The following is a 17,315-nucleotide window of genomic DNA, read 5'->3' as shown; positions in this document are numbered from 1 at the left end:
GCGTATGACTGGGAGGATGACCGACAACACCCCGGAAAGGTGGTGAGTGCTGCCGTGACCCGGCGCATCACCGTTGTCACCGCTGTGCACGGCCCGTCCGCGCGCTTCCTGCCGGACGCCTACGCGTCCCTGTGCGAGCAGCGGCTTCCCGGTGGCTGGGAGTGGGAGTGGGTGATCCAGCAGGACGGTACGACGGACGAGGTCCGCCCGTACGTCCCGGACGACACGCGCGTGAGCTTCGGCCAGGGCCGGCCGGGCGGGCCCGGAGTCGCCCGCACGATCGCGCTGGCGCGCGCCGGGGGCGCGTATGTGAAGGTGCTGGATGCCGACGACCGGCTCACGCCGGGCGCACTGGCCCGCGACGTGGCCGTGCTGGAGGCGCACCACACCGTCGGCTGGACGACGTCCCGGGCCGTGGACCTGCTGCCGGACGGCTCGACGGTGGGCTTCCCCGGCGATCCGGGCGACGGCCCGCTCGAACGCGGTCTCGTCCTCGATCACTGGAAGCGGAACGACTTCCGCGCACCGGTCCATCCGGCGACCCTGTGCGTCCGGCGGGAGCTGCTCATCGCACTCGGCGGCTGGATGGCCCTGCCGGCGTCCGAGGACACGGGACTGCTGCTGGCGCTGGACGCGGTCAGCCGTGGCTGGTTCTCGGCGGAGGTCGGCCTGCTGTACCGCAAGTGGGAGGGGCAGGTCACGGGCCAGGCGTCCCATGTCGACCCCGTCGAGCGCACGGCCCGGATGGCGGTCGCCGAGGCCCGGGCCCGCGCACTGGCCGACTTCGCGTGGTCCTACCCGGCCGGGCCGGTCACCACGCCGTCCACCGCGTGAGCCACTCCCTGAGTGCCCTCCGGGTTCCTACTCCGTGAGCACGATCGCCTGCGAGGGGCATTTCTCGGCCGCCTCCCGGACCTGCGGGTCGTCCGCGTGCTCGTCCGTGCCGGGCCGTACGACGCCGTAGCCGTCCTCGAACGCGAACACGGCCGGCGCCCGGTGCGCGCACTCGGCAGAGCCGTAGCACAGGGAGCGGTCGACGGAGACCTTCATGTGTCCTCCAGCCCTGGACGGTGGCTTCCTGGACGTCACTGCCCGGCGAACCGCCCATTGAACCGGCCTTGTTCGCGCTACCGCCAGCTGGACCGGCCTGCCCGCGCTACCCCTCCCCGCCCGCGATCGAGAGCCAGTGGGCCACCCGGCGGACCGTGGGTTCGTCGAGCAGGTCGGCCATCGTCCGCACCGCCTCGCCGTCCTCGGCGCTCAGCTCGTACAGGCCCGCCTTGCTCAGACCGGCCATGAGCACCTGGTGCCGGCGGTCCGTCATACGTTCCGCGAGCTTGGCCGGTGCACCGGCGCCGGGCGCGGGCCGACCGGCCGAGGTGGCCGGGGCGGGAGCGGAGGCCGTACCGGCGGCCGTGTCGAAGAGGTGCCAGCCACCGTCCTCGGGCCCCCACAGTGCGACCGTCACCTCCTCGCCGCGCGCTCGTACGGTCTGTGTCATGTCTCCGATGGCGTACAGCACGGGAGCCCGGTCGGGGGATTCGGCGCCGACCGTCCAGGAGCCCTGTGCGGGCTGGTGGAACATCGCGACCCAGCGCGGAGCGCCGGGCGGTCGCGGGCACGGGGGACGCTTGTGCATGACACTCACCCCTTCGGAACGGGACGCTCACCTTCGGGAACAGCCACCGACAGGCACCGTAACTGACGGGCCGTCAGATATCCAGGCCAGGCCCGGACCACAGCCGCGCTTCCAGGAAGCGGCGGCCGGAACAGTCACGGAGGAGACCGAGCGCCACGTCACGCGGTGGCCACGGCCCGCACGGCCGGGTGGCTCGAGGTGCACACGACGGCCAGCTGACACAGAAGCGGAAGCGATGGCAGAGAGAGACACATGGCCGCGCGCGTCCGATATCGCACGGTGTTTCATGGGAGCGGTGTTTCACGTGAAACATCCACCGGCCGGCCCCGAACACCCCACCGCTGCCCTCGCCCGCCCGGCACCGGTCCCTCCCCTCGTGGGGACCGGTACCGAACGGTGCGAGGTGCCCCAACCCGTGCCGCGCCGGCTCGGCACAGGTCGAAGAACGGAGCCGGTCCGGAGGGCTCGTACGGCCTCGCCGAACATCGCTCGCGAGTCTTCGTTGAAGTTGGCCGAGATCCTTCGGCGCCAAGGGCTGTCCGTCCGGGCGCGGGGCCGTGGCCTGTCCGGACGGTGTGTGACGGGACCGCTACCGGGTCCGGATCCTGCCATCTGGAGCCCGCGGCGAGGAGACCATGGCATCCGGTCCGGCTCTTATCCGCAGGTCAGGCGTATAAGGTGGGTTTTCCGGTCCGGACGTCCAGATGCGGGGGGAACGTAAAGGGGTGGGACCTTGAGTTCCGACTCAGGGGCACGCACAGCTTTCGCCGAGCGCCTCGCGCTGCTGTACAAGGAGGCTGGAAATCCTCCCCTCAAGAGCGTCGCCGAGGCGGTCGTACGGCTGCAGCGGGTCGATGAGCGCGGGCGGGCCGTACGGGTGTCCGCCCAGCGGATCAGCGATTGGCGCCGGGCCAAGAACGTGCCGGCCCAGTTCACCGCCCTCGCGGCCGTGCTGCACATCCTGATACCGGAGGCACGACGGCTGCGGCCCGCGCCGGTGTCCACAGGCCTGTACGACCTCGCACACTGGCAGCGGCTGTGGGAGCGCGCGCTGGCCGACCCGGTGGGCGACCGTCCCGCGCCGCCCCCCGAGGAGAACCGGCGGTCTCCCGCTCAGGCCCCGCCCGTCTCCGGAGGCGTCTGCCCCTACCGGGGGCTCGCCCCCTACCGGCAGGAGGACGCCCGGTGGTTCTTCGGCCGGGAACGGAGCACGGGCGCGCTCATCGACCAGCTCCGCGCAGCCGAGCGGACCGGCGGCCTGGTGATGCTGGTGGGCGCCTCGGGAGCGGGGAAGTCCTCCCTGCTGAACGCCGGCCTGGTCCCCGCCGTACGCGGCGGCGCGCTGCGCGACGGACCCGGCACCGGCACACCGCCCACAAGCGCCGCACCACCCCAGGCTCCGCAAGAAACCACCGCCGACTGCGTCCTGCACCTCGTCCCCGGCGCCGACCCCCTCGGTGAGCTGGTTCGCCGTATCCCCGATCTCGGCACGGTCGCCGCCGACGCGCGCCGGGCCGAACAGGAGGCCACGGAGAATCCGGCGGTTCCCGGCTCCGACTCCCCCCTGGTGTCCCGGGCGGCCCGCGAGGCCGTGTCGGAGTGGGCCCGCCGCGAGGGGTCCGCCGAGTGCCGCCCGGTCGTCGTCGTGGACCAGTTCGAGGAAGCATTCACCCTCTGCCCCGACGAGGCGGACCGGCGTGCGTTCATCCAGCTCCTGCACGCCGCCTGCACCCCGCCCGCCGACTCGGACGAGCCGGCGCCGGTGCTCGTCGTCCTCGGCATCCGCGCCGACTTCTACGAGCAGTGCCTCGGCTATCCGGAACTGGCCGACGCGCTCCAGCACCGGCACATGGTCCTCGGCCCGCTGACCAGCACGGAACTGCGCGACGCAGTGACCGGTCCGGCCAAGGCGGTGGGTCTCGAGCTGGAACCGGGACTCGCCGAGCTGATCGTCCGCGAGGTCAGCGCCGACGGACCGCGCGGGGCACATGACGCGGGCGTGCTTCCGCTGCTCTCGCACGCCCTGCTCGCCACCTGGCAGCGCCGCAAGGCGGGACGGCTGACGCTGGCCGGCTACCGGGCGGCGGGCGGGATCCAGGGGGCGGTCGCGGCGACCGCCGAGCGCGCCTGGTCGGGGCTGGACCCCGCGGCCCGTGCGGCGGCCCGGCTGCTCCTGCTGCGCCTGGTCCGGCTGGGCGAGGACACCCAGGCCACGCGGCGGCGGGGCACCCGGCGGCAGCTGGCGGAGGAGTCGGCGGACCCCGGCAAGACGGAGGAATCCCTGGAGGCCCTCGTACGGGCCCGGCTGGTGACGCTGGACTCGGACACCGTGGAGATCACCCATGAGGCGCTGCTGCACGCCTGGCCCCGGCTGCGGCACTGGATCGACGACGACCGCAACGACCATCTCCTGCGTCAGCGGCTGGAGGAGGACGGCCGGGCCTGGGAGGACTCGGGCCGGGACAACTCGCTGCTCTACCGGGGCTCCCGGCTGGAGCAGGCACGCAGCTGGGCGCGGTCGGCCGGGGACACGTATCTGACCCGCAGCGCGGTGGAGTTCCTGGCCGCCGCGGTCCGGCTGCGCAAGCGCACGGTGTGGATCAGCCGGTCCGCGGTGGCGGCGCTGGTGGTGCTGTCCCTCGTCGCGGGCGGCTCGGCGGTGATCGCCTGGCAGCAGCGGGACGACGCCGTCTTCGAGCAGGTCCTCGCCGAGGCCGACCGGGTCGAGCGCACGGATCCGTCCCTGGCCGCCCAGCTCGATCTGGTCGCCCACCATCTGCGCCCGGGCAACGAGGGGACGTACAGCAGGCTCATCTCGATCGTGAACGCGCCGCTGGCCACCCCCCTGACCGGCCATACCGGTGCCGTCTACCTCACCTCCTTCAGTCCCGACGGCAGGACGCTGGCCACCGCCAGCTACGACCGGACCGTCCGGCTGTGGAACGTGGCCGACCCGCACCACCCCAAGCCGCTCGGCAGGCCGCTGACCGGCCACACCAGCTGGGTGAGCAGCGCCGTCTTCAGCCCCGACGGGCACACCCTCGCCAGCGCCGGCGACGACGGGACGATCCGGCTGTGGAACGTCACCGACCCCGCCCGTCCCAAGCCGCTCGGCAGGCCGCTCAGCGGGCACCGAGGCACGATCTACCTGGTCGCCTTCAGCCCCGACGGACGCACGCTGGCCTCGGCCGGCGAGGACCACACGGTACGGCTGTGGAACGTGGCCGACCCGCGCCGCCCGAGCGAGGTCGGCACCGTGCGCGGGTTCAGCGCAGCCGTGCGCAGCGTCGCGTTCAGCCCTGACGGGCGCACCCTCGCGGCGGGCGGTGACGACGACACGATCCGGCTGTGGAACGTGGCCGACCCGCGCCGCGCGAAGCCGTACCCCACCGCGTTGAAGGGCCACACGGACCTCGTGCACTCGGTGGCGTTCAGCCCGGACGGGCACATGCTGGCCAGTGGCAGCGCGGACGACACGATCCGGCTGTGGGACGTCACCGACCCCGCCCACCCGTCCGCGCTCGGCTCGCCACTGGCCGGACACACCGGCCCGATCTGGTCGGTGGCCTTCAGCCCGGACGGCAACCGGCTCGCCGCCGCGAGTGCGGACAGCACCGCCAGCCTGTGGAACGTGACCGATCCGTCGTCCCCCTCGCAGGTCGGGGCGCCGCTCGCGGGCAGCAGCGGGGAGATGTACGCCCTCGGGTTCAGCCCCGACGGGCGGACCCTGGCCACCGGCAGCGGCGACAGCAAGGTGCGCCTGTGGTCGCTGCCGACCTCGGACATCATCGGCCGCACCGGCGCGTTCCGGCCGGACGGGCGGGTGCTGGCCACGGCGGCCCGGGACGGCAGGCTCCGGCTGTGGAACGTGACGGAGCCCGGGCGGCCCGTGCCGCTGGGGAGGCCGTTCATGCAGGCGGACGGCGGCCACCGCGCGCCGATGTTCTCCCCCGACGGCCGCACACTCGCCGTCCTCACCAACAACCAGTCGCTGTATCTGTGGAACGTCAGCGATCCGTCCCACCCGGTCGCCGCCGGCTCACCGATCCACTTGCGGACGCGCTTCGCCGGACCCGGCACGCTCACCTTCAGCCCGGACGGCCGCACCCTGGCCACCGCCTACGACGACACCACCATTCAGCTGTGGAACATCGCCGACCCCGCGCACCCCGTGGCGCTCGGCAGACCGCTGACGGGCCACCGGGGCTACGTCAACGTGCTCGCGTTCAGCCCCGACGGCCACACGCTCGCCTCCGGCAGCGCGGACAGCACGATCCGCCTGTGGAACGTCACCGACCTGTCCCGGCCGACCGGGCTCGGCCGGCTGACGAAGCACTCCGGCCCGGTCAACACGATCGCCTTCAGCCCGGACGGCCAGGTTCTGGCCAGCGGCAGTGACGACGACACCGTCCGGCTGTGGAACGTCCGCAACCCCGCCTCGGCGACCGCGCTGGGCGCGCCGCTCACCGGCCACACCGAGGCGGTCAAGTTGCTGACGTTCAGCCGCGACGGGCATGTTCTGGCCAGCGGCGGCAACGACAACACGGTCCGGCTGTGGAACGTCGGCAACCCTGCCTCGGCGACCCCCATCGGCCAGTCGATGAGCCCCAACGCCAAGTCGGGCACGTTCCTGTCCTTCAGCCCCAAGAGCCGCGTCCTCGGGGTCTCCAGCGGCACGGACACGGTCCGCCTGTGGAGCCTGGACTCTGGCGCGGCGATCGAGCACATCTGCTCGGTCACCCAGGGCGTACTGACCCCACCGAAGTGGCACGAGTACCTGCCCCGCCTCTCCTACGACCCTCCGTGCGAGCACTGATCGGCCAACCTGACTTATTCCCGCCCGACTTCCCCCCGCGAGGCCTCCGGGCTTGTTACCCTTGGCCACAGCCCGATCGCTGGTGCATCCCCCGTCGCCAGCGGTCGGGCCTTTTCTCATACGGCGTTCTTCCGCCGTATACGCCGAAGACCCCCGATCCATCCGGACCGGGGGTCTTCGTGCTGGTGGGGCTAACAGGATTTGAACCTGTGGCCTCATCCTTATCAGGGATGCGCTCTAACCAACTGAGCTATAGCCCCGCCGCGCTGTGCGGTGTGTGTCCCGCGCGCTGACTCCTGAAGATTAGCGCACGACCACGGCAGTCCCAAAATCGGTTGTCGGGGGACCATCACAAGCGTGCCGGTGGACGGGTCACTCGTCCTCGGCCAGGGTCAGTTCGATGCCGCCCACGAAGCCCGCGGAGAGGTTGTAGATGAACGCGCCGAGCGTCGCGAGCGCGGTGGCCAGGACCACGTCGATGACCGCGATGATCGTCGTGAACGTCAGGACGTGGGGGAGCGAAAGGAAGGCCTGGAGGTCGAAGCCGTTCCCCTCGTTCGAGCCGGTCGCCTCCGAGATCGTGCCGCCCACCGTCGAGAACACGCCCATCGCGTCCATGACCATCCACAGCACCGCCGAGGCGACGATCGTGCAGATGCCGAGCGCGATGGAGAGCAGGAAGCTGACCTTCATCACCGACCACGGGTCGGCCTTGGCCACCCGCAGCCGCGCCTTACGGGTGCGCGGAGCCGTACGCGCACCGGTACGGGGCCGTCGTACGGCTCCGGCGGGCGGCTGCGCGGGATAGGCCTGCGGCGGGTGGTACGGCCCGGAGGGCTGCTCCGGGTGCCGCTCACCGGGGAGCGGAGACGACGACTGCGCCTCGCCGGCCGCGGCCGGGCCTCGGGTGTCCGTCACAGTTCCCCCCTGGGATCCAGACGTGCCGGCGGAGTCCTTCGAGGACACCTTCACCGGCTGCAGGTTGGTCGTGTGCGGGTCGGTCGCGCCACCCGCACCCGCCCCGTGCGCGGCGGAGCCACGGCCGCCGCCGTCCGTGTCCGTACCCGTGGGGGTACCGGCCGATCCGGCGCCCGTGGCTCCGCTCACGATGACTCTCTCCTCGTGCTACTCGGCCGAGGGCGCCTCACCCTCGTCCGTGCCGGCGGCCTGAGCACCCTCGGCGGTGTCCACGGCCTCGCCGTCGACCTCCTCCGCCTCGCGCCCCGCCTCGGCGTTACGGGCGATACCGACCACGGCATCGCGCTTGCCCAGGTTGATCAGTTGGACGCCCATGGTGTCACGGCCCGTCTCCCTGACTTCGTTGACTCGCGTACGAATCACACCGCCAGAGAGGGTGATCGCAAGGATCTCGTCAGTCTCCTCGACGACCAGCGCCCCGACGAGCGAACCACGGTCCTCCACGATCTTGGCGGCCTTGATACCGAGGCCACCGCGGCCCTGGACGCGGTACTCGTCGACAGCGGTCCGCTTCGCGTACCCGCCATCGGTGGCAGTGAACACGAACGTACCGGGTCGAACAACATTCATCGACAGAAGTTCATCGCCTTCACGGAAACTCATGCCCTTCACGCCGGAGGTGGCGCGGCCCATCGGGCGCAGGGTCTCGTCGAAGGCGGTGAACCGGATCGACTGTGCCTTCCTGCTGATCAGAAGCAGATCGTCGTCGGCCGAGACCAGCTCGGCACCGATCAGCTCGTCGTCGCTGCCGTCCTCGCGTTCGCGCAGGTTGATCGCGATCACGCCGCCGGAGCGGGGCGAATCGTAATCCTTCAGAGGCGTCTTCTTGACCAGACCGGACTTGGTGGCCAGCACCAGGTACGGCGCCGCCTCGTAGTCACGGATGGCCAGGATCTCGGCGATCGCCTCGTCCGGCTGGAAGGCCAGCAGGTTCGCCACATGCTGGCCGCGCGCGTCCCGGCCGGCCTCGGGCAGCTCGTACGCCTTCGCCCGGTACACCCGGCCCTTGTTGGTGAAGAACAGCAGCCAGTGGTGGGTGGTGGAGACGAAGAAGTGGTCGACGATGTCGTCTTCCTTCAGCTTCGTGCCGCGCACGCCCTTGCCGCCGCGCTTCTGCGCCCGGTAGTCGTCCGTCTTGGTCCGCTTGACGTAGCCGCCGCGCGTGACCGTGACGACGATGTCCTCCTCGGCGATCAGGTCCTCGATGGACATGTCGCCCTCGTACGGGATCAGCTTGGTCTGGCGGTCGTCGCCGTACTTCTCGACGATCGCGGTCAGCTCCTCGCTGACGATCCCGCGCTGACGGACCGGGGAGGCGAGGATCTCGTTGTACTCGCTGATCTTCGCCTGGAGTTCGTCGTGCTCCTGGACGATCTTCTGCCGCTCCAGGGCCGCCAGGCGCCGCAGCTGCATCTCGAGGATCGCGTTGGCCTGGATCTCGTCGATCTCCAGCAGGCCCATCAGGCCCGTGCGCGCGACATCGACGGTCTCGCTGCGCCGGATCAGCGCGATGACCTCGTCGATCGCGTCCAGGGCCTTCAGCAGACCGCGCAGGATGTGCGCCCGCTCCTCGGCCTTGCGCAGCCGGAAGCGCGTACGGCGGACGATGACCTCGATCTGGTGCGTCACCCAGTGACGGATGAACGCGTCCAGCGACAGCGTGCGCGGCACACCGTCGACCAGCGCCAGCATGTTGGCGCCGAAGTTCGTCTGCAGGTCGGTGTGCTTGTACAGGTTGTTCAGCACGACCTTGGCGACCGCGTCCCGCTTCAGGACGATGACGAGGCGCTGGCCGGTACGGGAGCTGGTCTCGTCCCGGACGTCCGCGATGCCGCCGATCTTGCCGTCCTTCACCAGGTCGGCGATCTTCTGTGCCAGGTTGTCCGGATTGACCTGGTACGGCAGCTCGGTCACCACCAGGCACTGCCGGCCCTGGATCTCCTCGACCTCGACCACCGCGCGCATCGTGATGGAGCCGCGCCCGGTGCGGTACGCCTCCTCGATGCCCTTGCGGCCCACCACCAGGGCGCCGGTCGGGAAGTCCGGGCCCTTGATGCGCTCCATGAGCGCGTCCAGCAGCTCCTCGTGCGAGACGTCCGGGTTCTCCAGGTACCACTGGGCACCGGCCGCGACCTCGCGCAGGTTGTGCGGCGGGATGTTGGTCGCCATGCCGACCGCGATACCGGCCGAACCGTTGATCAGCAGGTTCGGGAAGCGGGCCGGCAGGACGGTCGGCTCCTGGGACCGGCCGTCGTAGTTGCCCGTGAAGTCGACGGTCTCCTCGTCGATGTCGCGGACCATCTCCATCGACAGCGGCGCCATCTTGCACTCGGTGTACCGCATGGCGGCCGCCGGGTCGTTGCCGGGCGAGCCGAAGTTGCCGTTGGAGTCCACCAGCGGCATCCGCATCGACCACGGCTGCGCGAGGCGCACCAGGGCGTCGTAGATCGAACTGTCGCCGTGCGGGTGGTAGTTGCCCATGACGTCACCGACGACACGGGCGCACTTGTAGAAGCCGCGGTCGGGGCGGTAACCGCCGTCGTACATCGCGTACAGCACGCGCCGGTGGACGGGCTTGAGGCCGTCCCGGACGTCGGGCAGCGCACGGGACACGATGACGGACATCGCGTAGTCCAGGTACGAACGCTGCATCTCCGTCTCGAGCCCGACGGGCTCGACGCGCATCGCGAGCTCGCCGCCCTCGGTCTCAGGAGTCTGAGGAGTGTTCTCGTCGGCCATTGCTGGTGAAGATCCTTCCTGGTGCGGTCAGCCGAGACCGACTCAGATGTCGAGGAAGCGGACGTCCTTGGCGTTGCGCTGGATGAACTGGCGACGCGCCTCGACGTCCTCGCCCATCAGGACCGAGAACAGGTCGTCGGCCTGGGCGGCGTCGTCCAGGGTGACCTGGCCGAGGACCCGGTGCTCCTGGTCCATCGTGGTCACGCGCAGCTCCTCGGCGTTCATCTCGCCGAGGCCCTTGAAGCGCTGGATCGAGTCCTCGCGTACGCGCTTGCCGCGCTGGCGGCCCAACTCGATCAGGGCGTCGCGCTCGCGGTCGGAGTAGGCGTACTCCACGTCGTCCCGGCCCCACTTGATCTTGTACAGCGGAGGACGGGACAGGTACACGTGCCCGGCCTCGACCAGCGGCCGCATGAAACGGAACAGGAAGGTCAGCAGCAGGGTGCTGATGTGCTGACCGTCGACGTCGGCGTCCGCCATCAGGATGATCTTGTGATAGCGGAGCTTCTCGATGTCGAAGTCCTCGTGCACACCCGTGCCGAAGGCCGAGATCAGCGCCTGGATCTCCTGGTTCTGCAGGATCTTGTCGATCCTGGCCTTCTCCACGTTGAGGATCTTGCCGCGGATCGGGAGGATCGCCTGGTACTGCGGGTTCCGGCCGGACTTGGCCGAGCCGCCGGCGGAGTCACCCTCGACGATGAAGATCTCGCACTTGGTGGGGTCGTTCGACTGGCAGTCGGAGAGCTTGCCCGGCAGGGACGCCGACTCCAGCAGGCCCTTGCGGCGGGTCAGGTCGCGGGCCTTGCGGGCCGCCACGCGCGCGGTGGCCGCCTGGATGCCCTTGCGGATGATGTCGGCCGCCTCGACCGGGTTGCGGTCCAGCCAGTCGTTGAGGTGTTCGTAGACCGCCTTCTGCACGAAGGTCTTGGCCTCCGTGTTGCCCAGCTTGGTCTTGGTCTGGCCCTCGAACTGCGGCTCGCTCAGCTTGACCGAGATGATCGCGGTCAGACCCTCGCGGATGTCGTCACCGGTGAGGTTGTCGTCCTTCTCCCGGAGCAGCTTCTTGTCGCGCGCGTACTTGTTGATCAGCGACGTCAGCGCGGCCCGGAAGCCCTCTTCGTGCGTACCGCCCTCGTGGGTGTGGATGATGTTGGCGAAGGAGTACACGCCCTCGCTGTAGCCGCTGTTCCACTGCATCGCGACCTCGAGGGACAGACTCTTGTCCTTGTCCTCCGCCTCCAGGTCGATGACGGTGGGGTGGACCACATCTCCCTTGCGGGAGTTGAGGTACTTCACGAAGTCGACGATGCCGCCCTCGTAGTAGTACGTGACGGTCTTGACCTCGGCCTTCTCGTCCGCACCCGCCTCGTCCGCACCGCTGGTGGCCTTCGCCGACTCACGCTCGTCGGTGAGCTTGATCGTCAGGCCCTTGTTGAGGAACGCCATCTCCTGGAAACGCCGCGACAGCGTCTCGAAGGAGTACTCGGTGGTCTCGAAGATCTCCGGGTCGGCCCAGAAGGTGACCGACGTACCCGTCTCCTCGGTCGCCTCGTGCTGGACGAGCGGGGCGGTCGGGACGCCCATCTTGTAGTCCTGCGTCCACCGGTGGCCGTCGGTCCTGACCTCGACGGAGACCTTCGTGGACAGCGCGTTCACGACGGACACGCCCACACCGTGCAGACCGCCGGAGACGGCGTAACCGCCGCCGCCGAACTTGCCGCCCGCGTGCAGCACGGTCAGCACGACCTCGAGCGCCGGCTTGCCCTCGGAGGGCACGATGCCCACCGGGATGCCACGGCCGTTGTCGACGACCCGGACGCCGCCGTCGGCGAGGATCGTGACGTCGATCGTGTCCGCGTACCCGGCCAGCGCCTCGTCGACCGAGTTGTCGACGACCTCGTACACCAGGTGGTGCAGACCGCGCTCGCCCGTGGAACCGATGTACATGCCGGGCCGCTTGCGGACCGCGTCCAGCCCTTCGAGCACGGTGATGGCGCTGGCGTCGTAGGAGGCAGAAGCTGCGGCCTCGCTGTTCACGGGGGCCTCGGCGGGCTCGCCGTTCACGCCGGCGTCGGTGGACGGGATGTTCTCGTTGGGGTTGCCGGAATCGGCCACGAAGCGCCCTTTCTGGCACAGCACGAGCCGGGCTCCTGGGGTTACCCCCTCTGAAGGAGGGTTGCCGGAGCGGCTGCGGCATGTTGCGGTGGTAAGCCTTGATCAGCGTTGCTCAGCTTTTCCCGGGCGGTCCCCACAGTGGGGCGGGATTGACTTCCAGTCTACCGGTAGGTCTGACATCGATGGGGGTTTGCCGGTACCTGAGTCCTCATGTGCCGCCCTGAACCAGCCTCTACCGGGTCCCGATATATGGATGGGGGCTCCGAGGGGCTCACAGCGGCACTCAGCGCTTCGAGCCGTCAACCCTTGGCTACTGGGGGGTCAGATGACGCTCCGCCGGTGCCGCGGCGGCCCTCCGCACCCGTGATACGGCGCCCCGCCGACGGCGCGGCCCCACCCTTCGACGTGATGTACGTCACCCGTACGTATCGCCGGGCCCGGAGCTCCCCGGAGCCCGCAGCGGGCCGTAGCGCCGGGCCGGACCGCCCGGATTGAGCACCTTGATCAACCGTACGGTGCCGTGCCCCAGGTCCTCGTTGAGGCGGGCGACCAGCGCGGGCGCGAGGTGGCGCAGCTGGGTCGCCCAGGCCGTCGAGTCGCAGCTCACGACCAGCACGCGCTCGTCCTCGTCGTACCGCTGCGGCACGCAGTGTTTGGCCAGGTCCTCACCGACGATCTGCGGCCAGCGGCCCATCACCCCACCCACCGCCGCAGGGGTCTCCCAGCCGCGCTCGGTCAGCAGCCGGTTGATCGCGGCGCCCAGCGCCATCGGGTCGCGGCCGTCGGCGCGCGCGCCGGAGCGCAGTCCGCCCCCGCGCCGGGCCTGCTTCTTCTGCCGCGCCGCGTCACCACGCGCGCGTGCCTGTTCCTTCGCCGCACGCAACGCCACGCGCGCGAGGTCGACACCGGAGGGTTCGTCGCCGGTCTTCTGCGAGTTCTGCGGGTTCTGCTTCTTCGGGTTCTGCGGGGTGGGCTCGACGGTGCTCATACGCGTTCCACCGTCCCGCCGGACACGGCGTACCGCGCCCCCGCAAGTACATCCGGTACGTCGTCGTCCACGGCGGCGGTGACCAGCACCTGCTCGCCGGGCGCGACCAACTCGGCCAGCCGCTCCCGCCGGCGCGTGTCCAGCTCGGCGAAGACGTCGTCCAGGACCAGCACCGGCTCGTTGCCCTCGGCCCGCAGCAGGTCGTAGGAGGCCAGGCGCAGGGCAAGGGCATAGGACCAGGACTCGCCGTGGGAGGCGTAGCCCTTGGCGGGCAGCTGACCGAGTTTGAGAACCAAATCGTCCCGATGGGGACCTACGAGGGTGACACCGCGCTCGATCTCCTGCTTACGCGCCTCCGCCAGCGCCGCCATCATCTGGGCGCAGAGATCCTCGCGCGCGTGGGCCTCGCCGGGCGCGGACGGCTTGTACTCCAGCGCCAGCGGCCCGCCGCCGGGGGCCAGCTGCTCGTACGCCTTGTCGGCCAGTGGCTGCAGCGCGGCGATCAGGTCCAGCCGCTGGGCGAGCAACTCGGCGCCCGCGCGCGCGAGATGCTGGTCCCAGACGTCGAGCGTGGACAGATCCATGGACCGCCCGCCGTGCCGGCGCGCGAGAGCCGCCGTCTTGAGAAGCGTGTTGCGCTGCTTGAGAACCCGCTCGTAGTCGGAACGCACCCCGGCCATGCGCGGCGACCGGGCCGTGATCAGCTCGTCGAGGAACCGTCGCCGTTCGCCCGGGTCGCCCTTGACGAGGGCGAGATCCTCGGGCGCGAACAGCACAGTCCGTACGATCCCCAGCACGTCCCTCGGTCTGACCTGCGAGGACCGGTTGATGCGGGCGCGATTGGCCTTGCCGGGGTTCAGCTCCAGCTCGACCAGCTGCTGCCGCTCACCCTGCCGGACCTGCGCCCGGATGACGGCCCGCTCGGCGCCCATGCGCACGAGGGGGGCGTCGGAGGCGACCCGGTGGCTGCCTAGCGTGGCAAGGTATCCGACCGCTTCCACCAGGTTGGTCTTGCCCTGCCCGTTGGGGCCGACGAAGGCGGTGACGCCCGGGTCGAGCGGAACCTCGGCCCGGGCGTACGAGCGGAAGTCGGCCAGCGAAAGATGCGTGACGTGCATGGTCGTTTCGCCGGCCTTCCCCAGAGTGCTGATGGACTGTGGATCGGGAGGCTCGCGGGGGCGAGCCCTGCGGATCCCTGTGGATCCCCGCGGATCCCTGTGGATTACTTCTTCTCTACGGCGTGCCCGCCGAACTGGTTCCGCAGCGCGGCGATCATCTTCATCTGCGGCGAGTCCTCCTGGCGCGAGGAGAACCGCGCGAACAGCGACGCGGTGATCGCCGGCAGCGGCACCGCGTTGTCGATCGCGGCCTCCACAGTCCAGCGTCCCTCACCGGAGTCCTGTGCATGACCGCGCAGGCCCTCCAGGTGCTCGTCGTCGTCCAGCGCGTTGACCGCGAGGTCGAGCAGCCAGGAGCGGATGACGGTGCCCTCCTGCCAGGAGCGGAAGACCTCGCGGACGTTCTCCACGGAGTCGACCTTCTCCAGCAGCTCCCAGCCCTCGGCGTAGGCCTGCATCATCGCGTACTCGATGCCGTTGTGGACCATCTTCGCGAAGTGGCCCGCACCGACCTTGCCCGCGTGCACCGAACCGAAGTCGCCCTCCGGCTTCAGCGCGTCGAAGATCGGCTGCACCTTGGCGACGTTCTCGACGTCGCCGCCGTACATCAGCGCGTACCCGTTCTCCAGGCCCCAGACGCCGCCGGAGACGCCGCAGTCGACGAAGCCTATGCCCTTGGCAGCCAGCTCCGCGGCGTGCTTCTCGTCGTCCGTCCAGCGGGAGTTGCCGCCGTCCACGACCACGTCACCGGCCTCCAGCAGCTCCGCCAGCTGGTCGATGGTCGTCTGGGTGGGCTCGCCGGCCGGGACCATCACCCAGACCACGCGCGGACCGCTGAGCTTGCCCACCAGCTCTTCCAGGCTGTGGACATCCGCGAGGTCCGCGTTGCGGTCGTATCCGATGACGGTGTGGCCCGCGCGGCGGATCCGCTCGCGCATGTTGCCGCCCATCTTGCCGAGGCCGACGAGACCGAGCTCCATCAGTTGTGTTCCTTAAGGTCGCTGTGGCGTGAGAGGCACGAGGTGCCGAAGGCGAGCCTAAACCCGCCCCGTCACGCACAGTTGTGGGCATACGCGCTCATGCGTTGGGCCCCTGACCTGCGGATTTCGCAGCTGTGGACAGTCTCGCGGACCGCCGCCCTGCAACAGCACCGGGCACCCACAACAGATACCCGGCACTGTCAACAGCTGTGGACAACCGGTCAGCCGCTGAGCCGCACCGGCATGATCAGGTACTTGTACGCGTCGTCGGCCTCGGCATCCACCGCCGGCTTCCCGCTGAGCAGCGCCGGCTTCGTGGACGTCGTGAACGACAGCTGAGCCACCGGGGAATCGATCGCGCTCAGACCGTCCAGCAGGAACGTCGGGTTGAAGGCGATGGAGATGTCGTCGCCGTCCAGCTGGGCGTCGACCCTTTCCACAGCCTGTGCGTCGTCGCTGGACCCGGCCTCCAGGATCAGCACGCCCTGCTCGAAGCTCAGCCGCACCGGAGTGTTCCGCTCGGCCACCAGCGCCACACGCTTGACGGCCTCCACGAAGGGCGCGGTCTCGATCACGGCGACGGAGTTGAACTCGGTCGGGAACAGCGTGCGGTACTTCGGCAGGTCACCCTCGAGCAGCCGCGTGGTCGTACGACGCCCCGCGCCCTCGAAACCGATCAGGCCCTCGCCCGCGCCCGACCCGGACAGCGCCAGCGTCACGCTGTCACCGGCACCGAGCGACTTGGCGGTGTCCAGGAGCGTCTTGGCAGGCACCAGGGCGACCGCGGAGGCGTCCGGGTTCTCCGGCTTCCACAGGAACTCGCGGACGGCGAAGCGGTAGCGGTCGGTGGACGCCAGGGTGACCGTGTCGCCCTCGATCTCGATGCGCACACCGGTGAGCACGGGCAGCGTGTCGTCCCGGCCGGCGGCGATGGCCACCTGGGACGCGGCGGCCGCGAAGACCTCGCCGGGGACGGTGCCGGTGGCGTTCGGCATCTGCGGCAGCGCCGGGTACTCCTCCACCGGCAGGGTGTGCAGGGTGAACCGGGAGGATCCACAGACCACGGTCGCCCGTACACCGTCTGTGGAAATCTCCACCGGCCGGTTGGGGAGAGCGCGCGAGATGTCGGCGAGCAGCCGGCCGGAGACGAGGACGGTGCCCTCCTCCTCGACCTCGGCTTCCACCGACACGCGCGCGGAGACCTCGTAATCGAAGCTCGACAGGCTCAGCTGGCCGTCCTCGGCCTTGAGCAGAAGGCCGGCGAGGACAGGCGCCGGCGGACGGGCCGGGAGGCTGCGTGCCGCCCACGCCACTGCCTCCGCGAGTACGTCGCGTTCCACCCGGATCTTCACCGTAAGCCGCCTCCTGCTGTTGCTACTGAGTCCTCCGACTCGGTGTCACCGCCCACTGCGAAGGGAAGGACACCGGGGACCAGTCTGACGCACCGCACTGACAGTAGGTGCCCGTCGGGGTCAAGTCGCTCCGGGAGGCAGCCGGGCACGAGAGAGCGAGTTGTGCACAGGCCCCGCTTCAAAGCTATTCCCGAACTCTCTCTAGTCGGGAGTAGTAGTAGGGCCTGTGGATACCGTGGATAACCTCGTTTGCCCAGCTCAGAGCCAAGATTTTGTCCACTGGCCCTGTGGGTGGCGGCGGTGGACAACCGGGGTCATCTGTGGAGAACGGAAAGTTCTGCACACGCCGCCCACAGCCCGAGGGCAGTTCTCCCCAGCTGCGTCCCCAGGTTTACCCACGTTTCCCACACCCCAATCCGGCACCTTCGTGTGACGCCTTTCACTCGACGCGGTGAGCGGGTGCGTCGCGTTGCCGAACAGTGGACAGCCATGTGGAGAAGCTGGAGATCACTGGGGACAACCGGCTCCAGTCTGTGGGTGGTCAGTGGACAACTCCGTGCACAGCCTGTGGATCTTTTCCTTCTCCACAG

Annotated in this window: 11 protein-coding genes and 1 tRNA gene; 2 read left to right on the top strand and 10 right to left on the bottom strand. The window is 70.0% G+C overall.

Annotated features, from left to right (window positions below; genetic code table 11):
• Positions 1 to 54: 54 nt before the first annotated feature.
• Positions 55 to 834, top strand: a complete 780-nt coding sequence (locus tag SRB17_RS19185; protein ID WP_323375930.1) for a glycosyltransferase family 2 protein — start codon at positions 55 to 57, stop codon at positions 832 to 834.
• A 27-nt stretch (positions 835 to 861) separates the two neighbouring features.
• Here the strand turns inward: SRB17_RS19185 and SRB17_RS19180 are convergent, their stop codons facing one another.
• Positions 862 to 1,050, bottom strand: coding sequence for a ferredoxin (locus tag SRB17_RS19180; protein WP_153540299.1), 189 nt, complete (start codon positions 1,048 to 1,050; stop codon positions 862 to 864).
• A gap of 106 nt (positions 1,051 to 1,156) precedes the next feature.
• Positions 1,157 to 1,639, bottom strand: coding sequence for a hypothetical protein (locus tag SRB17_RS19175; RefSeq protein ID WP_153540297.1), 483 nt, complete (start codon positions 1,637 to 1,639; stop codon positions 1,157 to 1,159).
• A gap of 733 nt (positions 1,640 to 2,372) precedes the next feature.
• Here SRB17_RS19175 and SRB17_RS19170 point away from each other — a divergent pair.
• Positions 2,373 to 6,455: a WD40 repeat domain-containing protein gene (locus tag SRB17_RS19170; RefSeq protein WP_153540295.1), complete on the top strand. Its 4,083-nt coding sequence runs from the start codon at positions 2,373 to 2,375 to the stop codon at positions 6,453 to 6,455.
• 183 nt (positions 6,456 to 6,638) lie between these two features.
• Here SRB17_RS19170 and SRB17_RS19165 read toward each other — a convergent pair.
• The 8 genes from SRB17_RS19165 to dnaN form a co-directional block, all read right to left on the bottom strand.
• Positions 6,639 to 6,715: transfer RNA gene (locus tag SRB17_RS19165), tRNA-Ile, on the bottom strand.
• Positions 6,716 to 6,827: 112 nt separating this feature from the next.
• On the bottom strand, positions 6,828 to 7,562 hold the full coding sequence (locus SRB17_RS19160; RefSeq protein WP_323375928.1) for a DUF3566 domain-containing protein: 735 nt from the start codon (positions 7,560 to 7,562) through the stop codon (positions 6,828 to 6,830).
• A gap of 18 nt (positions 7,563 to 7,580) precedes the next feature.
• On the bottom strand, positions 7,581 to 10,172 hold the full coding sequence (gyrA, locus tag SRB17_RS19155) for a DNA gyrase subunit A (RefSeq protein WP_153540293.1): 2,592 nt from the start codon (positions 10,170 to 10,172) through the stop codon (positions 7,581 to 7,583).
• Positions 10,173 to 10,214: 42 nt separating this feature from the next.
• On the bottom strand, positions 10,215 to 12,311 hold the full coding sequence (gyrB, locus tag SRB17_RS19150) for a DNA topoisomerase (ATP-hydrolyzing) subunit B (protein ID WP_323375926.1): 2,097 nt from the start codon (positions 12,309 to 12,311) through the stop codon (positions 10,215 to 10,217).
• 391 nt (positions 12,312 to 12,702) lie between these two features.
• Positions 12,703 to 13,275 (bottom strand): DUF721 domain-containing protein, encoded by a 573-nt coding sequence (locus SRB17_RS19145; RefSeq protein ID WP_153540291.1) that lies wholly within the window; start codon positions 13,273 to 13,275, stop codon positions 12,703 to 12,705.
• Positions 13,272 to 14,393 (bottom strand): DNA replication/repair protein RecF, encoded by a 1,122-nt coding sequence (recF, locus tag SRB17_RS19140; protein WP_153540289.1) that lies wholly within the window; start codon positions 14,391 to 14,393, stop codon positions 13,272 to 13,274. The genes SRB17_RS19145 and recF overlap by 4 nt, the downstream gene beginning before the upstream one ends.
• A gap of 104 nt (positions 14,394 to 14,497) precedes the next feature.
• The gene (gene gnd / locus SRB17_RS19135; protein ID WP_153540287.1) at positions 14,498 to 15,373 is read right to left on the bottom strand and encodes a phosphogluconate dehydrogenase (NAD(+)-dependent, decarboxylating); all 876 of its coding nucleotides are present in this window, start codon (positions 15,371 to 15,373) and stop codon (positions 14,498 to 14,500) included.
• Between the two features lie 221 nt (positions 15,374 to 15,594).
• The gene (dnaN, locus tag SRB17_RS19130) at positions 15,595 to 16,725 is read right to left on the bottom strand and encodes a DNA polymerase III subunit beta (protein ID WP_323375925.1); all 1,131 of its coding nucleotides are present in this window, start codon (positions 16,723 to 16,725) and stop codon (positions 15,595 to 15,597) included.
• Positions 16,726 to 17,315: the final 590 nt, after the last annotated feature.

It is taken from the genome of Streptomyces sp. RB17 (assembly GCF_009604455.1).
GTDB lineage: Bacteria > Actinomycetota > Actinomycetes > Streptomycetales > Streptomycetaceae > Streptomyces.
Note: the sequence above shows the minus strand (reverse complement) of the source record. Positions and strands in the feature narration are given on the sequence as shown.

What these genes read in the sequence shown, in the direction of transcription:
- SRB17_RS19175 (WP_153540297.1), bottom strand. Translation starts at nt 1,639, where the DNA reads ATGCACAAGCGTCCCCCGTGCCCGCGACCGCCCGGCGCTCCGCGCTGG.
- gnd (WP_153540287.1), bottom strand. Translation starts at nt 15,373, where the DNA reads ATGGAGCTCGGTCTCGTCGGCCTCGGCAAGATGGGCGGCAACATGCGC.
- SRB17_RS19180 (WP_153540299.1), bottom strand. Translation starts at nt 1,050, where the DNA reads ATGAAGGTCTCCGTCGACCGCTCCCTGTGCTACGGCTCTGCCGAGTGC.
- SRB17_RS19145 (WP_153540291.1), bottom strand. Translation starts at nt 13,275, where the DNA reads ATGAGCACCGTCGAGCCCACCCCGCAGAACCCGAAGAAGCAGAACCCG.
- gyrA (WP_153540293.1), bottom strand. Translation starts at nt 10,172, where the DNA reads ATGGCCGACGAGAACACTCCTCAGACTCCTGAGACCGAGGGCGGCGAG.
- recF (WP_153540289.1), bottom strand. Translation starts at nt 14,393, where the DNA reads ATGCACGTCACGCATCTTTCGCTGGCCGACTTCCGCTCGTACGCCCGG.